Genomic DNA, 23,295 nt, shown 5'->3' with positions numbered 1-23,295 from the left:
CGGCCAGCAATGCAAGGCTGGCCGAAGTCGCGCCGCCCGTACCCTCGGGCACGTGAGCATCGAACCTGAACCCTGGCCGGATGCAGGGGCCGTCCCCGCCGATCTGCTGGTGGCGAAGACGCTGGTATTCGACCCGTGTGGCTTCGCCTGCTCGGCTCCCGTGCCCGAGCCGGAGAGCGCGGCCTACGTGGCGCACGAGTTCACGGTCGAGGGCCGCCCGATCCGTTTCCGGGTCGCCAAGACGACGCCGAAGAAGGTCGGCCAGTTCGTCACCTTCTGGAAGCGGTCGGCGCAGGGTCCCATCGCGCCCTTCGACATCGTCGACCCGGTCGAGTTGTTCATCGTCGTCGCCCGCGACGGCGATCACCTCGGGCAGTTCGTCTTCCCGAAGCGGGTGCTCGCCGATCGCGGCGTGCTGTCGCGAGACGGTGTGGGTGGGAAGCGGGCGATCCGTGTGTACCCGCCCTGGGCGGAGCCGACCAGCCGCCAAGCCCGCGGCACGCAGGCGTGGCAGCTGGACCATTTCCTGCCGATCGACGATGCGGGCGCGCTCGACACCACCCGCGCCCTGGCGCTCTACCGGGCCTAGGACGTGTCATTCCCGTCGCGCCCTTGACATTGACGCAACGTCAACCTCCATCCTTGTCTTGTCGGATCGCACCGACACCGATGAAGGGGAGGGAGCTCGATGGCAGGGGAATGGTCGATCCAGGACCTGGCCAAGGCGGCCGGGACCACCAGTCGCACGCTGCGCCACTACGGCGAGCGGGGGCTGCTGGAACCGAGCCGGATCGGCGCCAACGGGTACCGCTACTACGACCAGGACGCCCTCGTGCGGCTGCAACGGATCCTGCTGCTGCGCGAACTCGGGCTCGGCCTCCCGGCCATCGCCGAGGTCCTGGCCGGCGAGCGGGACACCGCGGCCGCGCTGCGCACCCACCTCGGGCTCCTCGAGCAGGAGCTCGGCCGGGTGCGACGGCAGATCGAGTCGGTGCGGACGACACTGCGGAAAACGGAAGGAGGTGAACAACTGATGGCAGAGGAAGTTTTCGACGGCTTCGACCACACCCAGCACAAGGACGAGGTGATCGAACGCTGGGGCGAGCAGGCCTACCAGTCCAGCGACCGCTGGTGGCGCGGCATGACCGGCGACCAGCGTCGGGACTGGCAGGCGGCAGTGGCCCAGCTCAATGCCGACTGGATCGACGCCGCGACCTCGGGCGCGGCGGCCGACGGTGAGCGGGCGCAGGACCTGGCCCGTCGCCACGTCGAGTGGCTCGGCGGCGTCCCCGGCACGCCGGGGTGCGGCGCGGCTCCGAACAAGGAGTACATCCTGGGCCTTGGCGAGATGTACGTCGCGGACGAGCGCTTCGCCGCCAACTACGGCGGAACGCATGGCGCGGTCTTCGTGCGGGATGCGTTGGCGGTGTACGCCCTGCACAACCTGTAGGTGAAGACGGCGTGAACTCCGGCTGCAGACGGAGTTCACCCCGGCGCGGCGGCCACCGGATCGTCTGTGACGTATCACCCGGCAGCCCCGGGTTGCCCGGGACCTCCACGCCAGGTCCGATACCCTGGTTGCCCGTGACCTCTGTAACCCCAGGCCCCGCCACCTCTGGCCAGTACGACCTGATCATCGTCGGTTCGGGTTTCTTCGGACTGACCATCGCCGAGCGCGCGGCGACCGAGCTGGGTAAGCGGGTCCTCGTGCTGGACCGTCGCCACCATCTCGGCGGCAACGCCTACTCGGCGGCCGAGCCGGAGACCGGCATCGAGGTGCACATGTACGGCGCGCACCTTTTCCACACCTCGAACAAGCGGGTCTGGGACTACGTCACCCAGTTCACCGAGTTCACCGGCTACCAGCACCGCGTCTTCGCGATGCACAAGGGGCAGTCGTACCAGTTCCCGATGGGCCTCGGCCTGGTTTCGCAGTTCTTCGGCCGCTACTTCAGCCCCGACGAGGCGCGCGCGCTGATCAAGGAGCAGTCAGCCGAGATCGACGCGAAGGACGCGAGCAACTTCGAGGAAAAGGCGATCTCGCTGATCGGGCGCCCGCTGTACGAGGCGTTCATGCGTGACTACACCGCCAAGCAGTGGCAGACGGACCCGAAGAACCTGCCCGCGGGCAACATCACCCGGCTGCCGGTTCGCTACACCTTCGACAACCGCTACTTCAACGACACCTACGAGGGCCTGCCGGTCGACGGCTACACCGCGTGGCTCGAGAACATGGCCAAGGACGAGAAGATCGAGGTCCGGCTGAACACCGACTGGTTCGACGTGCGGGACGAGCTGCGGGCCGCGAGCCCCGACGCCCCCATCGTCTACACCGGCCCGCTGGATCGCTACTTCGACTACTCCGAGGGCGAGCTGGGCTGGCGCACCCTCGATTTCGAGACCGAGGTGCTGCCGACCGGTGACTTCCAGGGCACCCCGGTGATGAACTACAACGACGCGGACGTGCCGTTCACCCGCATCCACGAGTTCCGGCATTTCCACCCCGAGCGCGAGTACCCGTCGGACAAGACGGTCATCATGCGCGAGTTCTCCCGCTTCGCGGAGAGCGAGGACGAGCCGTACTACCCGATCAACACCCCCGAGGACCGCGAGAAGCTCGAGGCCTACCGGACGCGGGCAAAGGCGGAGACCGCGCAGAACAAGGTGCTGTTCGGCGGGCGCCTGGGTACCTACCAGTACCTGGACATGCACATGGCCATCGCGAGCGCGCTCAGCATGTTCGACAACACCCTCCGGCCGCACCTCGAGACCGGTGCGGCCCTCGGCAACGGGAGCGGCGAATGAGCCCGCGACATCTGATGGAGCAGGACACCCTCTTCAGCGAGGACGTCGAACCGCTCGGCAAGGCGCTGTTACAGCGGGTCATCCTGCCCCGGCCGGGCGAGCCCCTCGACGTGCGCACCCTCTACCTGGAGGAGGCGACCACCAACGCCAGGCGCGCGCACGCGACCACGCGGACCTCGCTGTCGATCGGCGCCGAGTCCGAGGCCTCGTTCTGCACCTACTTCAACGCCTTCCCGGCCAGCTACTGGCGCCGCTGGTCGATCCTGACCTCTGTCGTCCTGCGCCTCGAGCTGTCCGGTCACGGCCGGGTCGATGTGTACCGCTCGAAGGCCGACGGCTCCCGAATCCACGTGGAGGGCAGGGAGTTCCAGGACGGCGACGTCGCGGTGGAGTTCGAGGTGGAGCTGGCTCCGTTCGAGGACGGCGGCTGGATCTGGTTCGACATCACCTCCGACACCGAGGTGGTGCTCGAGAGCGCAGGCTGGTACGCCCCGATGGAGGCGCCCGGTGCAGGCCGCGTCGCGGTCGGCATCCCGACCTTCAACCGGCCAACGGACTGTGTCAAGGCGCTGGCCTCGCTCGGCTCGGACCCGCTGGTGCTCGGCGCGATCGACGCCGTGATCATCCCGGACCAGGGCACCCGCAAGGTGCGCGACGAGCCGGGCTTCGCCGAGGCCGCCGCGGTGCTCGGCGCCCGGCTCGCGATCCACGATCAGGCGAACCTCGGCGGCTCCGGCGGCTACAGCCGCGTCATGTACGAGGCGCTGAAGACCACCGACTGCGAACACATCCTGTTCATGGACGACGACATCGAGATCGAGCCGGACTCGATCCTGCGCGCGCTGGCGCTGTCCCGGTTCGCCAAGACCCCGACGCTGGTCGGCGGGCAGATGCTGAACCTGCAGGAGCGCAGCCACCTGCACACCATGGGCGAGGCGATCAACCGCGGCATCTTCATGTGGTCGGCCGCCCCGAACGTCGAGTACGACCACGACTTCTCCCAGTACCCGCTCAGCGACCGGGAGAACTCGAAGCTGCTGCACCGCCGCATCGACGTGGACTTTAACGGCTGGTGGATGTGCATGATCCCGCGCCAGGTCGCGGAGGAGATCGGCCAGCCGCTGCCGCTGTTCATCAAGTGGGACGACGTCGAGTACGGCCTGCGGGCCCGCGAGGCCGGTTACCCGACGGTGACCATGCCCGGCGCGGCCATCTGGCACATGGCCTGGTCCGACAAGGACGACGCCATCGACTGGCAGGCCTATTTCCACCTGCGCAACCGCCTGGTGGTCGCCGCGCTTCACATGCCGGGCAACGGCAGGGGCCTGGTCGTCAACACGGTCAAGGCCACCCTCAAGCACCTGCTCTGCCTCGAGTACTCCACCGTCGCGATCCAGAACAAGGCCATCGCCGACTTCCTGCAGGGGCCGGAGCACATCTTCGAACTGCTGCCCACCGCGCTCGGCGAGGTCCGGGCGATGCGCGAGGACTTCCCGGACGCCGTCGTGCTGCCGTCGTCCACGTCACTGCCGCTGCCCTCGGGGGCCGAGGTCGGCGCGGTCGGTGAGCCGGGTAACCCGCTTGCGAAACTCGTCCGCCTCGGCAAGGGTCTGGTGCACAACGTCCGGCCCGCGCACGAGCAGCACCACGAGCGCCCGCAGCTCAACGTGCCGACCCTCGACGCGCGCTGGTTCCTGCTCTCCCAGGTGGACGGCGTTACCGTCACCACCGCGGACGGGCGCGGCGTGGTCTACCGCAAGCGGGACCCGCGTCAGGCCTGGGGCCTGCTGAAGGAGGCCATGCGGCTGCGCCGCGAGTTGGCCACCCGGTTCCCCGAGCTCAAGCGCGTCTACGCCGACGCGGTTCCTTCGTTGACCAGCAAGGAGAGGTGGGAGAGTGTCTTTCATTACCCGGCGTAGGCCAGAGGGTGCCCTGCTCGACGGCACCGTGACCACCGAGTCCGCCGCCGAGGTGAAGATCCTGGGCACCATCCAGTCCACCATCGGTGCACAGCCGGGCGTGATCGCCGCGGCCCGCGGCATGTCGCACTTCGGTGAGCACGCGCTCGGCTGGGTCGCGATCGCGGGCGTCGGTGCCGCGCTCGACAAGCCCCGCCGCCGTCAGTGGGCGGGCGTCGCGGTCGGCGCGGTCGGCGCGCACGCCGCCTCCATCGTCATCAAGCGGGTGGTCCGGCGTCCCCGGCCGAACGACCCGAGCGTGGCCGTCAACGTGTCGACGCCGAGCAAGCTGAGCTTCCCGTCGTCGCACGCCACGTCCACCACGGCCGCCGCGGTGCTACTCGGCCGGCTGACCGGGCTACCCTTGCCCGCGGTGCTGGTGCCCCCGATGCTGCTCTCGCGGCTCGTGCTGGGGGTCCACTACCCGACCGATGTGCTTGCCGGATCCGCCTTGGGCGCAGCCTCGGCCGCAGTGGTGCTGCGTGCCGAACGGAAGTTTGGAGAGAAATGAGCGAGCACCCGACCGAGGTCTCCGGTCCGCCGAAGTCGCTGCCTGCCGGGATCGTGAAGGCACTGCGCCCGCGCCAGTGGGTGAAGAACGTCCTGGTGCTGGCCGCGCCGCTCGCCGCAGGCTCGGTGAACCAGGTCGACGTGCTGCTGCCGGTGGCGCTGGCGTTCGTCGTGTTCTGCATGGCCGCGTCCGGCATCTACCTGGTCAACGACGCGATGGACGTCGAGGCCGACCGGGCGCACCCGACCAAGCGCTTCCGCCCGATCGCCGCGGGGGTGCTGCCGGTCCGCCTCGCGTACGCGATGGCCGTGGTGCTGCTGGCCGGAGCCATCGGCCTGTCCTTCTTCGCGAACTGGCAGCTCGCGGTCGTGATGGCGGTGTACATCGGCATCCAGCTCGCCTACTGCTTCGGCCTCAAGCACCAGGCCGTCCTCGACATCTGCATCGTCTCGTCGGGGTTCCTGCTGCGGGCGATCGCCGGTGGCGTGGCCGCCGAGATCCCGCTGTCGCAGTGGTTCCTGCTGATCATGGCGTTCGGTTCGCTGTTCATGGCGGCGGGCAAGCGCTACGCGGAACTGCAGCTCGCCGAGCGCACCGGGGCGAAGATCCGCAAGTCGCTCGAGTACTACACCGGCACCTACCTGCGGTTCGTCTGGACGCTCTCGGCGACCGCGGTGGTGATCTGCTACGGACTGTGGGCCTTCGAGCGGGACCAGGTCAACAACACCAACTGGTTCGCGATCTCGATGGTCCCGTTCACGATCGCGATCCTGCGGTACGCGGTCGATGTCGACGGTGGCGAGGCGGGGGAGCCGGAAGAGATCGCGCTCGGCGATCGGGTGCTCCAATTCCTCGCGATTGCTTGGATTGGAGCGGTGGGTGTCGCTGTCTATATCGTCTGACCGGCCCCAGGTGGAGAACACCGAGGCCACCGAGCAGGCCGGCTCCGCGATGCGGCTGCCCGCATGGCTGCCCCGCTCGGTGTTCCTCAGTGGGATCGCGCTGACCGCCGCCCTCTTCGTCTGGGGTGGCTGGGAGCGCCGCTGGATCGCCGACGACGGGCTCATCGTGTTGCGCACGGTCCGCAACCTGCTCGCAGGCAACGGTCCGGTGTTCAACGCGGGGGAGCGGGTCGAGGCCAACACCAGCACCATCTGGACCTACCTGGTGTACGCGTTCAGCTGGCTCACGCAGGCCCGCCTCGAGTACGTGGTGCTCGGCATCGCACTGGTGCTTTCCGGTGGCGCGATCGTGCTGGGCATGCTCGGGACCGGCGCACTCTGGCGTGGCATCGGCCGCCCGGGTGCCACGCTGCTGCTGCCCGCGGGCGCGCTGGCCTATATCGCGGTGCCGCCCGCCCGCGACTACGCCACCTCCGGGCTGGAGTCCTGCCTGGTCATCTTCTGGATCGCCCTGCTGTGGCTGCTGCTGGTGCGCTGGACTCAGCGCCCGCCGACCACAGCCTCGGTGCTGACCCTCGCGTTCGTCGCCGGTCTCGGACCGCTGGTCCGACCCGAGCTGGTCATCCTCGCCGGGCTTGCGCTGCTGATGATCTTCCTGGCGCCCGGTACCTGGAAGCTGCGCGCGTCGATCGTCGCGGTCGCGGGTGCGGTCCCGGTCGGCTACCAGATCTGGCGGATGGGCTACTACGGGCTCCCCTATCCCAACACGGCGGTCGCCAAGGACGCAGGCGGCGCCAAGTGGGGTCAGGGCTTCACCTATCTGTGGAACCTGGTGGGGCCGTACTGGCTGTGGCTGCCGCTGCTCGTGCTGGCCGTCGCGGTCCTGGTGACCCGGCCCTGGTCCGGCGCGGGTGCCGCCGCCGACACCGCGGGCGGCTCCGCAGTCGCACGGTGGCAGTCGCGGCTGCGTACCCCCGGCGCCGTGGTCGCGGTCATCCTGGTCACCGGGCTGCTGCTGATGATCTACTCGCTGCGGGTCGGCGGCGACTTCATGCACGGCCGGGTGCTGCTGCCCGTGCTGTTCTGCTTCATGCTCCCCATCGCCGTGCTGCCGATCCGTATCCCGGCCCGCGAGGACTGGGGCAAGACACGGTCCACCGCGCTGTTCGCGGTCGGTGCCGGCGCCTGGCTGATCACCGTGATCTGGGCGATCTCGGTGACGAACTCGTCGGGCATGCCGAATGGCACCGTCGTCGGCAAGTCCGGGATCGTCGACGAGCGGAACTTCTACGCCCTCAACACCGGTCACCCGCATCCGATCCTGGCCGAGGACTACCTGGACTACCCGCGCATGCGCCCGATGGTCGAGGCGATCGCCAACACCCCGGACGGCGGCCTGCTGCTTCCTGCCGCGGCCTTCACCTACTGGGACGTGGTGCCGCCGCCGGAGCCGATCCCCGAGGGCGGCGCCGGACACACGGTGTACTTCCTCAACCTGGGCATGACCAGCATGAACGTCGGCCTCGACGTGAAGGTGATCGACCAGATGGGCCTGGCCTATCCGTTGGCCGCGCACACCAAGCGGCTCGACGACGGCCGGATCGGCCACGACAAGGCCCTCTACCCGGACTGGGTGGTGGCCGACACCGGCATGGTCGACATCCACCCCTGGCTGCCCTGGTACATGGACGAGGACTGGGTGGCCGACGCCAAGGTCGCGCTCACCTGCCCCGAGACCCAGGAGGTGCTGGCGTCGAGCAGGGGGGAGCTGACCCGCCAGCTTTTCATCCGCAATTTCAAGCGCGCTTTCGACTATGCCAAGTACCGTTTCGACCGGGTTCCGGCCTACGAGCTCCAGCGGTGCAATCTGGTGCCGCCGCCGCCGGTGGAACCCAGGTGAGCGGGTGTCGTCCAGGCCTCGCTTAGTTCGTCGTGCGAACTTGTCTCAGACGTGTAACGATGACTACCAACGAGTCGATATAGATGTCGTGTGTGCCTCGGGGAACACGAGCCGAGGCACCGTTTGTCAGTGCTCGCTGTGTGACATACGCTCCACCGAGCGCAGTGTGATCTTGATCAGTTCCACTGTCGCTGCCACATGTGTGGGGGCGACAGAGCATGGCTTCCGCCGGATCGTCGGGCCGCTTCGGCGGGCACCGCAGAGAAGAAAGAGAGCAGTATTCATGCGTATTGGCAGACCGAGGTTTTCTGAGCGCCTCAAGCAGCGCGCCCTCGGCCTCACAGCAGCCGCGCTCGTCCTGCCGATGGCTGCAGGTATTGCCGGCACCGCCGTCGCAGGTGCCGCCCCGGTCGCGCACCGCGCGCCCGCAGGCGGATTCGAAGAGGTCATGGTGCCCTCGGCGATGGGCGACATCAAGGTCCAGATCCAGTGGGCGGCCCATGGTGGCAACGCCGCGCTGTACCTGCTCGACGGGTTGCGTGCGCGCAACGACCGCAACGCATGGACCTTCGAGACGAACGCGCTCGACCAGTTCCGCAACGACAACGTCACCCTGGTGATGCCCGTCGGCGGCGAGTCCAGCTTCTACACCGACTGGATGTCGCCCTCGAACTTCAACGGGCAGAAGGGCACCTACAAGTGGGAGACCTTCCTCACCCAGGAGCTGCCGGCCTACCTCGAGACCCGTGGCGTCTCGCGTAGCAACAACGGCGTGCTCGGCCTGTCGATGGGTGGCTCCGCCGCACTGACCCTGGCCGCACACCACCGCGACCAGTTCAAGTTTGCCGGTTCGCTGTCGGGCTACCTGAACATCTCCGCGCCGGGCATGCGTGAGGCGATCCGCGTCGCGATGCTCGATGCCGGCCGCTACAACGTGGACGCCATGTGGGGCCCGCCGTGGAACAAGCAGTGGCTGCGCAATGACCCGTTCGTGTTCGCCCCGCAGCTCAAGGGCCTGTCGATGTACGTCTCGGCGGCCAGCGGCCTGCCCGGTGCGCATGACAACCCGCGCGCGCCGATCGACTACTTCAACACCGCGAACGGCATGGCGCTCGAGGCTCTCTCCCTCGCCAACACCCGCGCGTTCCAGGTCCGCCTTGGCACGCTCGGTATCCCGGCCACCTACAGCTTCCCGGCCCGGGGCACCCACGCGTGGAAGTACTGGGAGTCCGAGCTCTGGAATGCGCGCCCGCAGATCCTGTCGGCGCTCAACGCCTGATCGACCGGCTCAGGTCGCGGCGTAAACCGATGATGCCGCCCCTCGTGCCGATTCAGGCAGCGTGGGGCGGCATCGCCGTATCCGGAGCGGACCAGCACCGCGACCATGGGGTTCTTATCCCGCAGAAGTAACAATTGCACCACCCGTCACAGCGCGTCACCCACTTACGCCGGTCCCCTGCGTGTAAAAAGAGCACGAGGTGTAGGTGTCGCTCGATCGAACGACACCTACACGGGCCGGGGGGTAACGGTCGAGGTCCGGATCTTCCGGACCGAGGTCACAGCACTGGGGCCAAACAGCAGAAGGAGTGTCACGGTCAGATGCGAACAGCACTGAGGAATCCGGGAACGCGTCCCGGGGGGAAGGCGTCCGCACCGGGCGCGCGCGGCAGGGTCTTGCGACTGCTCGCGGCCGCGCTCGTGCTGCCGACCGCGGCCGGCCTGACCACCGCGACCGCGACCGCATTCGCGGCGCCCGAGGCCTCCGAGACCACGACCACGACCACCACCACGACGACGACGACGGCGCCGAAGGCGACCACGACGGCGAAGGTGCCCGCGGCCGAGACCCTCGAGCCGGTCGCCAGCACCACCGAGGCCGTCGCCACCACCACCGAGGCTCCCGCGCGGACCACGGTGGAGCAGACCACGACGGTCGCGCCGACCACCACGCCCGAGGCCGCGCCCGCCGCTGCCCCCCGGGCGCCGCAGGCCGCGCCGTCCGTCGCCCGCGCCGCCGCGCCGGTGCTGTCGATCCCCGGCGTCTCCAAGGTCGAGTGGATCACCGACCGGCGCGTGGCCCTGTGGGTGGACTCCGCCGCGATGGGTGCCCCGTTCCAGGTGCAGGTGCTGCTGGCCAGGGACTGGAACTCGCGGCCCGACGCGTCGTTCCCCGCGCTGTACATGCTCGACGGTCTGCGCGCGCGCGACGACGAGAGCGGCTGGACGATCGAGACCGACGCCGCGAACTTCTACGCCGACAAGAACGTCAACGTGATCCTGCCGGTCGGTGGCGAGTCGAGCTTCTACGCCGACTGGCTCGCGCCGGACAACGGCAAGTTCTACAAGCTGGAGACCTTCCTGATGAAGGAGCTCCCGCCGGTCCTCGAGAACGGGCTGCGGACCACCGACACCCGCGGCATCATCGGCCTGTCCATGGGCGGCACCTCGGCGATGTTCCTCACCGAGCGCAACCCCGGCTTCTTCAAGTTCGCCGGGTCGTTCTCCGGCTACCTGAGCACCACCTCACTCGGCATGCCGCAGGCGCTGCAGTACGCGATGACCGATGCGGGCGGCTACAACGTCTCGAAGATGTGGGGCCCGCCGGGCGCCCCGGCCTGGGCGGCGCACGACCCGTACACCAATGCCGAGAAGCTCAGGGGCGTCAGCCTGTACGTGTCCAGCGGCAGTGGCATGACCGGTCCCTACGACCAGCCGTCCGGGATCCCCGGCGTCTCCACCAACTACGCGGGCATGGGTCTCGAGATCCTGTCCCGGCTCAGCTCGCAGAGCTTTGCCACCAAGCTGAACAAGCTCGGCATCCCCGCGCAGATCAACTACCGACCGTCCGGCACGCACTCCTGGCCGTACTGGCAGTTCGAGATGCACCAGGCCTGGCCGCAGGTGGCCAACGCCCTCGGTCTCGACGCCAGCGCCCCGAACTGTGGCACCAGCGGTGACATCGGCGCGGTCGCGAACGCGAACCCGTGGCTCAGCGGCTGCGTCACCGGCGAGTACGACGTCGCGGGTGGCAAGGCGCAGGACTTCCGCAACGGCCGGATCTTCTGGTCGGGCGCTACCGGTGCGCACGTGCTGACCGGCATGATCGGCGGCTCGTACCAGGCCAACGGCGGTCCCGCGGGGCCGCTCGGACTGCCCAGCACGGACGAGAACGGCACCCCGGACGGTCGCGGGCGCTTCAACCACTTCCAGCACGGCTCCATCTACTGGACCCCGCAGACCGGCGCGCACGCGGTCCGCGGCGCGATCCGGGACGAGTGGTCCCGTCAGGGCTGGGAGCGTGGACCGCTTGGCTACCCGATCCTCGACGAGGTGAAGGCGCCGGGCAAGGACGGTGCGATCCAGGGCTTCGAGATCGGCGCGATGTACCACAGCCCGCCGAACGGGACCCACGCCGTTCAGGGCCTGATCATGAAGAAGTACGGCGAACTGGGCTGGGAGGGCGGCTGGCTCGGCTTCCCGAGGACCAGCGAGGTCCCGGTCAAGGACGGCGGCCGCTTCAACGAGTTCGAGAACGGCAACATCTACTGGAGTCCCCTCAGCGGGGCCTGGTCGGTGCGCAACGGCCCGATCTTCGACGCGTGGAAGAGCCAGAACTACGAGAACGGCAGGCTGGGCTTCCCGGTTGGTGACCAGCGCGACATCGCGGGTGGGATCCAGCAGGACTTCCAGGGCGGAAACATCACGGTCCGCAACGGCAACGCCGAGATCCACAACCGTTAGCCCCCTTCGCGCACGGGCCGGTGGCCGGGTGAACCCGGCGACCGGCCCGTTCGCGTCGGTAGCCTGTTCATCGACACCCGCGTGGCCGTTGGCACCTCGTCCGCCGGGTGGGTCGCACCCGCAGATCACGAATCCGAGGACTGAACACCATGCTTGTTTCCACTCGTAACTCCCTGGCCCGGGCGCTGACGATCGGCGCGCTCGCGGCGGTCACCGGCGGGCTGCTCGCCGGGTGTGGCAGCGACGACTCGACGGCCAGCAGCACGCCCACCCTGACCACCCATTCCAAGTCCGCGCCCGCACCCGAGACCTCGATCGAGGTGCCCCCGTTCACGACGCCTGCCGTCGCCGCGACCGCACCCCCGGAGACGCCCCAGGCGGTCCCGAGCGGGTTCCCCGGCCCCACGGAGGCCCCCGCGCTCGACGACCGCGGCAAGGCCTACCTGGACGCGCTGAAGAAGGGCGGCATCGCCGTCGCCGACAACGGCGACATCGCCATCGTGACCGCGAACTACATCTGTGGCGCCAAGGTCAGCGGTGCGAACAGCGAGGAGGTCACCGCCTACGTCACCGGCATGGCGGGTGCGGAGGCCAGCATCACCGGTGCCACGATGACCCCGGAGCAGGCCGCCGCGGCCGCCCAGGTGTACATCGACGCCGCCAACACCCACTACTGCAAGTAGCCGCGGATGAATGCTGCCGGACGCAAGGGCCGCAAGTCGGGGCGCGGTGTGCTGCGCGTGCTCATCGTGCTCATCGTGGTGCTGCTGCTCGCGCTCGTCGCGTTGGTGGCCTGGTATCTGCTGGCCGGGCGGGTGCCCGCGCCGCCGCCGGGTCCCGGCCCGGAGCCGGAGCGGCCGAGCGCCCAGCCGGCGAGCTGCCCGGACGTCCAGGTGGTCGCCATCCCGGGCACCTGGGAATCGAGCGCGATCGACGATCCGTTCAACCCGGGCGCGAACCCGGCGTCGTTGATGCTCAACATCACCCGGCCGCTGCAGGCGCAGTTCGAGGGCCAGCGCGCGGAGGTGTACACCGTCCCGTACGTGGCGCAGTTCTCGAACCCGGTGGCGCTCCCGCCGGACGGTCAGATGTCGTACAACAAGAGTCGCGGCGAGGGCACCGCGCGGGCCAGCGAGGCGATGTCGGCCATGCACGCGAACTGCCCGCTCACGACCTTCATGCTGTTGGGCTTCTCGCAGGGCGCGGTCATTGCCGGTGACCTCGCCTCGTCTATCGGCGCGGGCACCGGGCCGGTGCCCGCGGACCTGGTTCTCGGCGTCGGGTTGATCGCGGACGGCAGGCGCGAGCCGGGCACGGCCCAGATCGTCGGCACGCCGGTGGCCGGTGTGGGCGCGGAGCTGTCGCTCGGCGGCCTGAAGGTGCCGGGCATGACGATGACGGGGGCCCGGCCGGGTGGCTTCGGGTCGCTCGGTGATCGGGTGGTCGACATCTGCGCGCCGTCGGACGGCATCTGCGACGCGCCGGCGAACGCCTTCAATCCGGTGAACTTCCTCGCGAGCCTCGCCCGGATCGGCGAGTACATCAACAACCCGGTGCATGCCATGTACAACTCGTTCGTGGTGGACCAAAACGGCACCACGGCCACGCAGTGGATGACAAACTGGGCGGCCGACAAGGTGAGGTCCGCGCCGACCCCAGCTCACGAATAGTGGGAACGGTGCGATGCCGATAGAGTGTCCCACCGGCCACGTTGCCGTACCGCGCCGTCCAGGTCCCCCGTTGTGCCCAGGTTTCAGGAGAAATGATCGATGAGTTCCGCCGACGCACCCGCGCCGCGTAAGTTCCGGTTTGCCGCCGGCGGAGAGGGAAACGCCGAAGAGGGCGGTGCCCGCCGGTTCATCAAGTTGGCCCAGAAGGCCGAGGAACTCGGCTACGACAGCTTCATGATTCCCGACCACCTCGGTAATCAGGTCGGCCCGATCGCCGCGCTGGGTGCCCTCGCGGTGGCGACGGACAAGATCCGGATCGGCACCGCGGTGCTGGCCAACGGATTCCGGCACCCGGCGGTGCTGGCCAAGGACGCGGCGACGATCGACGTGCTCTCCGGCGGACGGCTCGAGCTCGGCATCGGTGCGGGCTGGATGAAGGAAGAGTTCGACAAGGGCGGCATCACGTACGACAGCCCGGGCGTGCGCATCGCCAAGCTCGCGGAGTCCCTCGAGATCCTCGACACGCTGCTGCGCGGCCAGGAGTGCAACTTCCAGGGCGAGTACTACCAGATCAACGGGCTCAAGGGCAGCCCGCGGCCCCGGCAGGGCCCGCGTCCACCCATCGTGGTCGGCGGCGGTGGCCCGAAGATGCTGGCGCTGGCCGCCAAGTACGCGGACATCATCTCGCTCGCCCCGCCCAGCAACAAGGACGGCAAGATGCTGCTGTCCGGCATCACGATGGAGGCGACCGCCGCGCGGGTCGAGCGCATCCGCGAGGCAGCGGGCGACCGGTTCGACGACATCGAGCTGAACTGGACGATCACCACGATCATGCCGACCGATGATCGGGAGGCGATGGCCGAGATGGCGCTGGCGGCCCTGGACAACGGGTACCCGCCGAACATCGAGGTGGACGTCAAACTCACGGTGGAGCAGATCCTGAACTCCCCGTACCTCGCATTCGGCTCCTACGAGGAGATCGCGGACCAGATCCGCGGCGTGCGGGCGCAGACCTCCATGTCCTACGTGGGGATCTTCCCCACGCAGATGGAGGCATTCGCTCCGGTGATACCCCTGCTCAAGGGTGAATGAGAACGGCACTGTCTGTAACATGCTGTTGGTTTGGGATGGGGCGCGCGTCGTTACCGATCTGAGACCTGCACGCATTGCCACCACTAGTCACTATTTGCACGATCCCACGCGGCTGCAGGGGACGAAGCTCACCGGTGTTCGTCGCGATCACGGGGAGCTTGCCTTGGAGGAGAAGGTATGAAGAACTTCGATGACTACGTCGACGACGCCGGCAACATCAGGCTGATGCCCGGCAGCACCCTCGTCGATCACGTCGAACAGCACACCCGCGAGAACGCGGACGAGCTGGCATACCGCTATATCGACTACTCGCGCGAGCGGGACGGTGAGGTGCACGAGCTCACCTGGACCCAGTTCGGCAACCGGCTGCGCGCCGTCGCCGCCCGTCTGCAGCAGGTGACCGAGCCGGGTCAGCGGGTCGCGATCCTGGCGCCGCAGGGTCTCGACTACGTCGTGTCCTTCTTTGCGGCCATGCACGCGGGCACCATCGCGGTACCGCTGTTCGACCCGGACGAGCCCGGTCACGGCGACCGCCTGCACGCCGTCCTCGGCGACTGCAAGCCGTCGGCGATCCTCACCGCGACCCAGTCGGCCGCCGGCGTTCGCCAGCTGTTCCGTCACCTCCCCGCGGCGGAGCGGCCGCGGATCATCGCGATCGACGCGATCCCGGACACCGTCGGCGAGACCTGGGTGTACCCCGAGATCGGGCTCGACGACATCGCGTACCTGCAGTACACCTCCGGTTCGACCCGGGTGCCCGCGGGCGTGGAGATCACCCACCGGGCGGTCGGCACCAACGCGCTGCAGATGGTCGACGCGATCGAGCTGACCACCGACTCCCGCGGCGTCACCTGGCTGCCGCTGTTCCACGACATGGGCCTGCTCACGGTGATCCTGCCTGCGCTGGGCGGCAAGTACATCACCATCATGAGCCCGCGCGCCTTCGTGGCGCGTCCCTACCGCTGGATCAAGGAACTCGCCGCGATCACCGACGGCGCGGGCACCTTCGCCGCGGCGCCGAACTTCGCCTTCGAGCACGCCGCGGCCCGCGGACTGCCGAAGGACGGCGAGACGCTCGACCTGAGCAATGTCATCGGCCTGATCAACGGCAGCGAGCCGGTCACCACCTCGTCGATGCGCAAGTTCAACGAGGCCTTCGGGCCGTACGGACTGCCCAAGACCGCGATCAAGCCGTCCTACGGCATGGCCGAGGCGACGCTGTTCGTCTCCTCCACCAAGCACAGCGACGAGGCCAGGGTCATCTATGTCGACCGCGACGAGCTGAACCGCGGTCGCATGGTGAAGGTCGACAAGGACGCCCCGGGCGCCATCGCCCAGGTGTCCTGCGGCTACGTCTCGCGCAGCCAGTGGGCCGCGATCGTGGACGCCGACACCGGCGCCGAGCTCGAGGACGAGAACGTCGGCGAGATCTGGCTGCACGGGAACAACATGGGCCAGGGCTACTGGGGTCGCCCCGAGGAGACCGAGCAGACCTTCCACAACCGGCTGTCCTCGACGATCGCCACGGGCAGCCACGCGGACGGCGCGCCCGAGGACTCGAATTGGATGCGCACCGGTGACTACGGCGTCTACGTCGACGGCGAGCTGTACATCACCGGCCGCGTCAAGGACCTGGTGATCGTCGACGGTCGTAACCACTACCCGCAGGACCTGGAGGCCACCGCGCAGGAGGCGAGCGCCGCGCTGCGCCCGGGCTTCGTCGCGGCGTTCGCGGTGCCCGCGAACCAGCTCCCGAAGGAGGTGTTCGAGGCAGGCGCAGGGCTGACCTTCGACGCCGACGACGCCTCCGAGCAGCTCGTGCTCGTCGGCGAGCGGGCGCCGGGCGCGGGCAAGGCCGATCCGGCCCCGATCGCCGACGCGGTGCGCGCGGCGATCTCCACCCGGCACGGCGTGACCGCCCGTGACGTGCTGCTGGTGCCCGCCGGATCCATCCCGCGTACCTCCAGCGGCAAGATCGCACGGCGCGCCTGCAAGGCCGCATACATCGAGGGGACGCTCCGTGGTGGTTACACGCAGACCGCGTTCCCCGATAGCGTGTAAAACAACCTTCTTCTTGACGGGTAGCGTGGTGTGTTGATGGCTGAGACAGAGATGACGGTCGCGCAGCTGCGCGAATGGCTGCGCAACTGGGTTGCCGAGGCGACCGGGCAACCGGTCGATCAGATCTCGGATGACCGTCCGATGGAGGAATTCGGGCTCTCGTCCCGGGACGCCGTCGCTCTGAGCGGGGAGATCGAGGAACTCGTCGGCATCACGCTGAACGCCACGGTCGTCTATCAGCACCCCACGATCGCCGCGCTGGCGACCCTGATCATCGAGGGCGAGCCGGAGGTCCCCGACGAGCCCGAGGACGCGGCGTTCTACGCGGTCAAGGACACCTCGCAGTCGCACGACATCGCGATCGTCGGAATGGCCAGCCGGTTCCCCGGCACTGGTCACACCCCCGACGAGATGTGGCGGCTGCTGATCGAGGGCCGCGACGCGGTCACCGAGCTGCCGGAGGGTCGCTGGTCGGAGTTCGCCGCGGACTCGCAGATTGCTGAGGCGATCGCGAAGGCCAACACCAGGGGCGGCTACCTCGACGACGTCAAGGGCTTCGACGCGGAGTTCTTCGCGATGTCGCCGCTCGAGGTAAAGAATGTAGACCCGCAGCAGCGCTTGGCCATGGAGCTCACCTGGGAGGCGCTCGAGCACGCCCGCATCCCGGCGAGCGAGCTCAAGGGCGAGCAGGTCGGTGTCTTCATCGGCAGCTCCGCCAACGATTACCAGCTGCTCGCGGTCAGCGACCCGGTGCACGCGCACCCGTACGCACTGACCGGGACCTCGACGTCGATCGTCGCGAACCGGGTCTCCTACTACTTCGACTTCCGCGGACCGTCGATCGCGATGGACACCGCGTGCTCGTCCTCGCTGGTGGCCGTGCACCAGGCGGTGCGCTCGCTGCGTTCCGGTGAGTCGGACCTCGCCCTGGCCGGCGGCGTCAACATGCTCGTCGCGCCCGCCGCGACCCTCGGTTTCAACGAGATCGGAATGTTCGCTGAGGACGGCAAGATCAAGGCCTTCTCCTCCGACGCGAACGGCATCGTGCGCGCCGAGGGCGGCGGCCTGGTCGTGCTCAAGCGTCTCGAGGACGCCGAGCGCGATGGCGACGACATCCGCGCGGTGATCGCAGGCTCCGCCGTCAACCAGGACGGCCGTTCCAACGGCATTGTCGCGCCGAACCCCGACGCGCAGGCCGCCGTGCTGCGGCTGGCCTACCGCGACGCGGGCATCGCCCCGTCCGGCGTCGACTACATCGAGGCGCACGGCACCGGCACCATCCTCGGCGACCCGATCGAGGCGGACGCGCTCGGCCGCGTCGTCGGCCGCGGCCGTTCTGCGGACCGGCCGGCCCTGCTGGGCTCGGCGAAGACCAACTTCGGTCACCTCGAGGCCGCCGCCGGCGCCGCGGGCCTGATCAAGGTCGTGCTCGCGATGCGCGAGGACAAGCTCCCGCCGTCGCTGAACTATGCGGGCCCGAACCCGTACATCGACTTCGACAAGGCGCACCTGCAGGTGATCCCCGAGGCCACCGACTGGCCGCGGTACACCGGCCGCGCCGTCGCGGGCGTCTCCGGCTTCGGCTTCGGCGGCACCAACGCACACGTCGTGGTCCGCGAGTACGAGGCGCCTGCGGCGCCCGTGAGCACTTCCGGCCCGGAAGGGGACCAGAAGGACTCACAGGCCACGGAGTCGCTCGATGTCGAGACGGAGGCCGCGGGCGTGCTCGCCGACGCCGCCGAGTCGATGGGCGTCGAGCCGGTCGTGGTCGCCGAGCAGGCCGAGGCCGACGCGGAGCCGATGCCGGTGCTGCTCGCCGTCTCCGCCTCGATGCCCTCGCGCCGCCGCCGCGCCGCCGCCGACCTGGCCGACTGGCTGGAGACCGAGGCAGGCAGCACGACCCCGCTCGAGGACGTCGGCCGCACGCTGGCCCGCCGTAACCACGGCCGGTCCCGCGCGGTGGTGCTCGCACGCACCCGCGCCGAGGCCATCACCGGTCTGCGCGCGGTCGCCGCGGGCAAGCCCGGCCAGGGCGTGCTGTCCGCGGACGCACCCGCCTCCAACGGACCGATCTGGGTGTTCTCGGGCTTCGGCTCGCAGCACCGCAAGATGGCCAAGCAGCTCTACCGCGGCAACGCGGTGTTCCGGAAGACGGTCGACGAGGTCGACGAGCTCATCGAGTACGAGGCCGGCTACAAGATGGCCGAGAAGTTCCTCGACGACTCGGTCGACTACGACGTCGAGACCGCGCAGGTCGGCATCTTCACCATCCAGATCGGCCTGGCGGCGGTGCTCCGCCACCACGGCGCCGACCTGGAGGCCGCGGTCGGCCACTCGATGGGTGAGGCGGCCGCCGCCTACGTCACCGGCGGGCTCTCGCTCGAGGACGCGGTCCGGGTCATCACCGCCCGCTCCCGGCTGATGGGCGAGGCCGAGTCGACGCTGTCCGGCGACGACATCCGGTTGATGGCGCTCGTGGAGTACAGCGCCGCCGAGATCGAGGCCGTGCTCGGCGACTTCCCGCACCTCGAGGTCTGTGTGTACGCCGCGCCGACCCACACCGTCATCGGTGGCCCGCAGCCCGAGGTGGAGGCCATCGTGGCCCGCGCCGAGGCCGAGGAGAAGCTCGGCCGGATCCTGCAGACCAAGGGCGCCAGCCACACCTCGCAGGTCGACCCGATCCTGGGCGAGCTCGCGGCGGAGCTGGCAGGCATCGAGCCGCGCAAGCTGAAGGCCGGGCTGTACTCCTCGGTCGACAAGGAGACCTTCTACCGCGCCGGGCATGACCCGGTCCATCCGGTCGAGTACTGGACCAAGGGCCTGCGGCACAGCGTGTACTTCACCAACGCGGTGCGCCTCGCCGTCGACGCCGGGCACACCACGTTCGTCGAGCTGGCCCCGAACCCGGCGACGCTGATGTCGGTCGCGGCCACCGCGTTCGACGCCGGGCTGCACGACGCGCAGCTGATCCCGACCCTCAAGCGCAAGGAGGACGAGGAGCTGGGCGTGCTCAGTGCCCTCGCCCAGCTCTACGTCCACGGCCACCCGGTGAATCTGCCGTCGCTGTTCGCGGACGGCGGCTACGCGGACCTGCCGCGGACCGCGTTCCTCCGCAAGGAGCACTGGCTCGACATCCGCATCTCCTCGGGCGGCAACGCCCGGGTGCCCGGTGCGCACGTCTCGCTGCCCGACGGCAGGCACGTGTGGGAGGTCGAAGCCGCCGCGGTCTCCGACCTGAACACGCTGGCGACCGAGGCCGCCGCGCAGGTGCTCTCGGATGTGGTGCTGACCGCCGCCGTCGCGCGCGGCGAGGTCCCGGCCGCGGGCACGCTGACCACGACGCTGAACCCGCACCCGGGCGGCGCGTCGCTGCAGGTGCACGCCAAGACCGCGGACGGCTTCGCGCTGCTGCTCGACGCGGTGGTCACCGGGGGCGAACCGCTGCCCGAGCTCGTCGTCGCCGCGGCAGCTCCGTCGCCGCGCTCCAGCTCCCCGATGGAGGAGTTGCCCGAGGTGGTCGAGTCCTTCGGCGACCGTTGGGACCCGAGCAGCTCGCAGTCGATGGAGGAGCGGCTGGCGTTGATCGTCGCCGAGTCCATGGGCTACGCGCCCGAGGACCTGCCCGCCGAGATCCCGCTCATCGAGCTGGGGCTGGACTCGTTGATGGCGGTGCGGATCAAGAACCGCGTCGAGTACGAGTTCGACATCCCGCAGCTGCAGCTGCAGGCGGTCCGCGACGCGAGCCTGCGCGAGGTGGAGAAGTACCTGCGCTACGCGATCGACAACCGTGAAGAGGTCGCCGCGCTCGCCGAGAAGCAGCGCGTCGAGAAGGAGGCCTCCAACGCGGCCGCCGCCGAGGAGGAGGCGCTCGCCGACGAGGACACCAGCCCCGTCACCGAGGCCGAGGCCATCGTCGCCGCCGCCGCCGAGCAGGCCGCCCCGGCGCCTGTCGCGGAACCCGAGACGAAGGTCGACGCCCAGCAGGCGACGGCGGAGGCGACAGGAACCGATGTGCCCCCGCGTGACGCCGCCGAGCGGCTGACGTTCGCGACGTGGGCGGTCATCACCGGCCAGTCCGCGAAGGGCATCTTCAACACCCTGCCGGTGCTCGACGACGAGACCGCCGAGAAGCTGGCGGCCCGCCTGACCGAGCGTGCGGGCGGCGAGGTGACCTTCGACGACATCCTCGACTCGGAGACCATCGAGCAGCTCGCGGAGAAGGTGCGCGAGCACCTCGAGGACGGCGTCCGCATCGACGGGCTGGTCCGCACCCTGAGCCCCCGTCCCGAGGGATCCACCGCGGTGCCGGTGTTCGTGTTCCACCCGGCCGGTGGCTCGACGGTGGCCTACGAGCCGCTGCTCAAGCGGCTGCCTGCGGGGACCGCGATGTACGGGCTCGAGCGCACCGAGGGACCGATCGAGGAGCGTGCCAAGGCCTACCTGCCGCTGGTCCACGAGATCCAGGGGGACGGCCCGTACGTGCTGTACGGCTGGTCGCTCGGCGGCGTGCTGGCGTACGCGGTGGCCAAGCTGCTCCGCGAGGAGGGCGCCGACGTCCGGATCGTCGGACTGATCGACACCGTGATGGCGGGCGAGAAGGTCGAGGACACCCCGGAGGAGATCAAGGCCCGCTGGAAGCGGTACTCCGCCTTCGCCAAGAAGACCTACAACGTCGACGCCCCGCTGCCGTACGACAAGCTGGCGGCGGCCGAGTCCGACGAAGCGCAGATCCAGATCCTGATGGACCTGCTGAAGATGAGCGGGACCAAGATCCCGGGCGGCATCCTCGAGCACCAGCGCACCTCCTGGCTGGACAACCGCGCCATCCAGACCGCGAAGCTCGAGCAGTACGACGGCGACGTGGTGCTGTACCTGGCCGATCGCTATCACGACGACGCGATGGCCCTCGAGCCCGCGTTCAGCACCCGGCAGCCGGACGGGGGCTGGGGCGAGTGCGCGAAGAACCTGGAGATCGTCCACGTCGGTGGCGATCACATCCAGATCGTGGACGAGCCGTACATTGCCAAGGTGGGGGCGGACCTGACCAAGAAGCTGGCCGACATCGAGGCCGAGAATCGGAGCAACTGAGTGAGCACCACTACGGCCGAGAAGCTGGCGGACCTTCGCGAGAAGCTCGAGCTGTCGAAGGCGCCTGGTAACCCGAGGGCCATCGCGAGGCGCAAGGAGAAGGGTCTGCCGACCCCGCGTGAGCGCATCGACATGCTGCTCGATCCGGGCAGCTTCGTCGAGGTCGGCCAGCTCGCCAGGATGGCGGGCGATCCCAACAACCCGTACGGCGACGGCGTCGTCACCGGGCACGGCACGGTCGAGGGCCGTCCGGTCGCGGTGTTCTCGCACGACCAGACCGTCTTCGGTGGCGCGGCGGGCGAGATCTTCGGCCGGAAGGTCTCCGCGATCCTCGACTTCGCGATCAAGATCGGCTGTCCCGTCATCGGGATCAACGAGTCCGCGGGCGCGCGCGTTCAGGACGCGGTCGCGTCGGTGGCCTGGTACGCGGAGATGGGCCGCCGTCACGAGCCGCTGTCCGGGCTGTGCCCGCAGATCTCGATCATCCTCGGCAAGTGTGCCGGTGGAGCCGTCTACGCGCCGATCAACACCGACGTCGTGATCGCCACCGAAGAGTCGTACATGTTCGTCACCGGTCCGGACGTCATCAAGTCCGTCACGGGCGAGGATGTCAGCCTCGAGGACCTGGGCGGTGCGCGGAAGCAGGCCGAGTACGGCAACGTGCACCACGTCGCGGCCGATGAGAAGGCCGCGTTCGAGTGGGCCCGCAAGTACCTGAGCTACATGCCGTCCAGCTGCACCGAGAAGCCGCCGATCGTCAATCCCGGCCTGGAGCCGGAGATCACCGAGGACGACCTCTCGCTCGACACGTTCATGCCGGACGCCGACAACGCCGGCTACGACATGCACGACGTGCTGCTCAAGATCTTCGACGACGGCGATTTCCACGAGGTCCGCAGCCAGAGCGCGCAGAACATCATCACCGGTTTCGCCCGGGTGGACGGCCGCCCGGTCGGCGTGGTCGCGAACCAGCCGATGTCGCTCTCCGGCGCGCTGGACGCCTCCGCCTCCGACAAGGCCGCGCACTTCGTGCAGGTCTGCGACGCGTACGACATCCCGCTGGTGTTGGTCGTGGACACCCCGGGCTTCCTGCCCGGCGTCGAGCAGGAGAAGGTCGGCGTCATCAAGCGCGGCGGCCGGTTCCTGTTCTCCTACGTCTCGGCCACCGTGCCGAAGGTGACGGTCGTGGTCCGTAAGTCCTACGGCGGCGGGTATGCGGTGATGGGTTCCAAGCAGCTCGGCGCCGACGTGAACTTCGCGTGGCCGACCGCCCGGATCGCCGTGATGGGCGCGGAGAGCGCGGTCGCGGTGATCGGCCGCAAGCAGATCGAGGCGGCGGGCGAGAACGCTCCCGCGGTGCGCCACCAGCTGATCAACTACTACAACGAGCACGTCGCGACCCCCTACGTCGCGGCGGAGCGCGGCTACATCGATGCGGTGATCGAGCCTGCGGCCACCCGCCTCGAGATCCGTAAGGCGCTGAACCTGCTCCGCGACAAGGAGCTCCCGAAGAACCCGCGCAAGCACTCGCTGATCCCGTTCTAGCGCAGGGCGATCGCGCCGCCCG

15 protein-coding genes are annotated in these 23,295 nt (G+C 69.1%); all 15 read left to right on the top strand.

Features of this window, described 5'->3' with window-relative positions:
- The first annotated feature begins 52 nt into the window (after window positions 1–52).
- Window positions 53–589, top strand: a complete 537-nt coding sequence (locus JOE46_RS16835; RefSeq protein WP_307861296.1) for a MepB family protein — start codon at window positions 53–55, stop codon at window positions 587–589.
- A 99-nt stretch (window positions 590–688) separates the two neighbouring features.
- Window positions 689–1,450 carry a MerR family transcriptional regulator gene (locus JOE46_RS16830; protein ID WP_209927901.1) on the top strand — a complete coding sequence of 254 codons (762 nt, stop codon included), beginning with the start codon at window positions 689–691 and terminating at the stop codon, window positions 1,448–1,450.
- A gap of 134 nt (window positions 1,451–1,584) precedes the next feature.
- Window positions 1,585–2,805 (top strand): UDP-galactopyranose mutase, encoded by a 1,221-nt coding sequence (glf, locus tag JOE46_RS16825; protein ID WP_179800709.1) that lies wholly within the window; start codon window positions 1,585–1,587, stop codon window positions 2,803–2,805.
- Window positions 2,802–4,724 carry a glycosyltransferase gene (locus JOE46_RS16820; RefSeq protein ID WP_209927900.1) on the top strand — a complete coding sequence of 641 codons (1,923 nt, stop codon included), beginning with the start codon at window positions 2,802–2,804 and terminating at the stop codon, window positions 4,722–4,724. Before glf ends, JOE46_RS16820 begins: the two co-directional genes overlap by 4 nt.
- A 28-nt stretch (window positions 4,725–4,752) precedes the next feature.
- Window positions 4,753–5,274, top strand: a complete 522-nt coding sequence (locus JOE46_RS16815) for a phosphatase PAP2 family protein (protein WP_257017832.1) — start codon at window positions 4,753–4,755, stop codon at window positions 5,272–5,274.
- Window positions 5,271–6,176 carry a decaprenyl-phosphate phosphoribosyltransferase gene (locus JOE46_RS16810; RefSeq protein WP_097214134.1) on the top strand — a complete coding sequence of 302 codons (906 nt, stop codon included), beginning with the start codon at window positions 5,271–5,273 and terminating at the stop codon, window positions 6,174–6,176. The genes JOE46_RS16815 and JOE46_RS16810 overlap by 4 nt, the downstream gene beginning before the upstream one ends.
- 49 nt (window positions 6,177–6,225) lie before the next feature.
- Window positions 6,226–8,076, top strand: coding sequence for a flagellar motor control protein ZomB (gene zomB, locus JOE46_RS16805; protein ID WP_245221950.1), 1,851 nt, complete (start codon window positions 6,226–6,228; stop codon window positions 8,074–8,076).
- Window positions 8,077–8,359: 283 nt separating this feature from the next.
- The gene (locus JOE46_RS16800) at window positions 8,360–9,355 is read left to right on the top strand and encodes an alpha/beta hydrolase family protein (protein WP_097214133.1); all 996 of its coding nucleotides are present in this window, start codon (window positions 8,360–8,362) and stop codon (window positions 9,353–9,355) included.
- Window positions 9,356–9,675: 320 nt separating this feature from the next.
- Complete coding sequence (locus JOE46_RS16795; RefSeq protein ID WP_209927899.1) at window positions 9,676–11,817, top strand: alpha/beta hydrolase-fold protein; 2,142 nt, start codon at window positions 9,676–9,678, stop codon at window positions 11,815–11,817.
- Window positions 11,818–11,966: 149 nt separating this feature from the next.
- Window positions 11,967–12,500, top strand: coding sequence for a DUF732 domain-containing protein (locus JOE46_RS16790; RefSeq protein WP_077043993.1), 534 nt, complete (start codon window positions 11,967–11,969; stop codon window positions 12,498–12,500).
- A 6-nt stretch (window positions 12,501–12,506) separates the two neighbouring features.
- A complete protein-coding gene (locus JOE46_RS16785; RefSeq protein WP_097214131.1) occupies window positions 12,507–13,487 on the top strand; it encodes a cutinase family protein in 981 nt (326 codons plus the stop codon).
- A 99-nt stretch (window positions 13,488–13,586) separates the two neighbouring features.
- Complete coding sequence (locus JOE46_RS16780) at window positions 13,587–14,579, top strand: LLM class F420-dependent oxidoreductase (RefSeq protein WP_097214130.1); 993 nt, start codon at window positions 13,587–13,589, stop codon at window positions 14,577–14,579.
- A 177-nt stretch (window positions 14,580–14,756) separates the two neighbouring features.
- Window positions 14,757–16,640, top strand: coding sequence for a long-chain-fatty-acid--AMP ligase FadD32 (gene fadD32, locus JOE46_RS16775; protein WP_209927897.1), 1,884 nt, complete (start codon window positions 14,757–14,759; stop codon window positions 16,638–16,640).
- A gap of 51 nt (window positions 16,641–16,691) precedes the next feature.
- Window positions 16,692–21,728 carry a polyketide synthase Pks13 gene (gene pks13 / locus JOE46_RS16770; protein WP_209929136.1) on the top strand — a complete coding sequence of 1,679 codons (5,037 nt, stop codon included), beginning with the start codon at window positions 16,692–16,694 and terminating at the stop codon, window positions 21,726–21,728.
- Window positions 21,729–23,273: an acyl-CoA carboxylase subunit beta gene (locus tag JOE46_RS16765; RefSeq protein WP_209927896.1), complete on the top strand. Its 1,545-nt coding sequence runs from the start codon at window positions 21,729–21,731 to the stop codon at window positions 23,271–23,273.
- Window positions 23,274–23,295: the final 22 nt, after the last annotated feature.

Origin of the sequence: Rhodococcus sp. PvR099, from assembly GCF_017833315.1 — a bacterium.
Lineage (GTDB): Bacteria > Actinomycetota > Actinomycetes > Mycobacteriales > Mycobacteriaceae > Rhodococcus_G > Rhodococcus_G oryzae.
The sequence above is the reverse complement of the archived record's forward strand: the minus strand, read 5'-3'. Positions and strand labels throughout refer to the sequence as shown.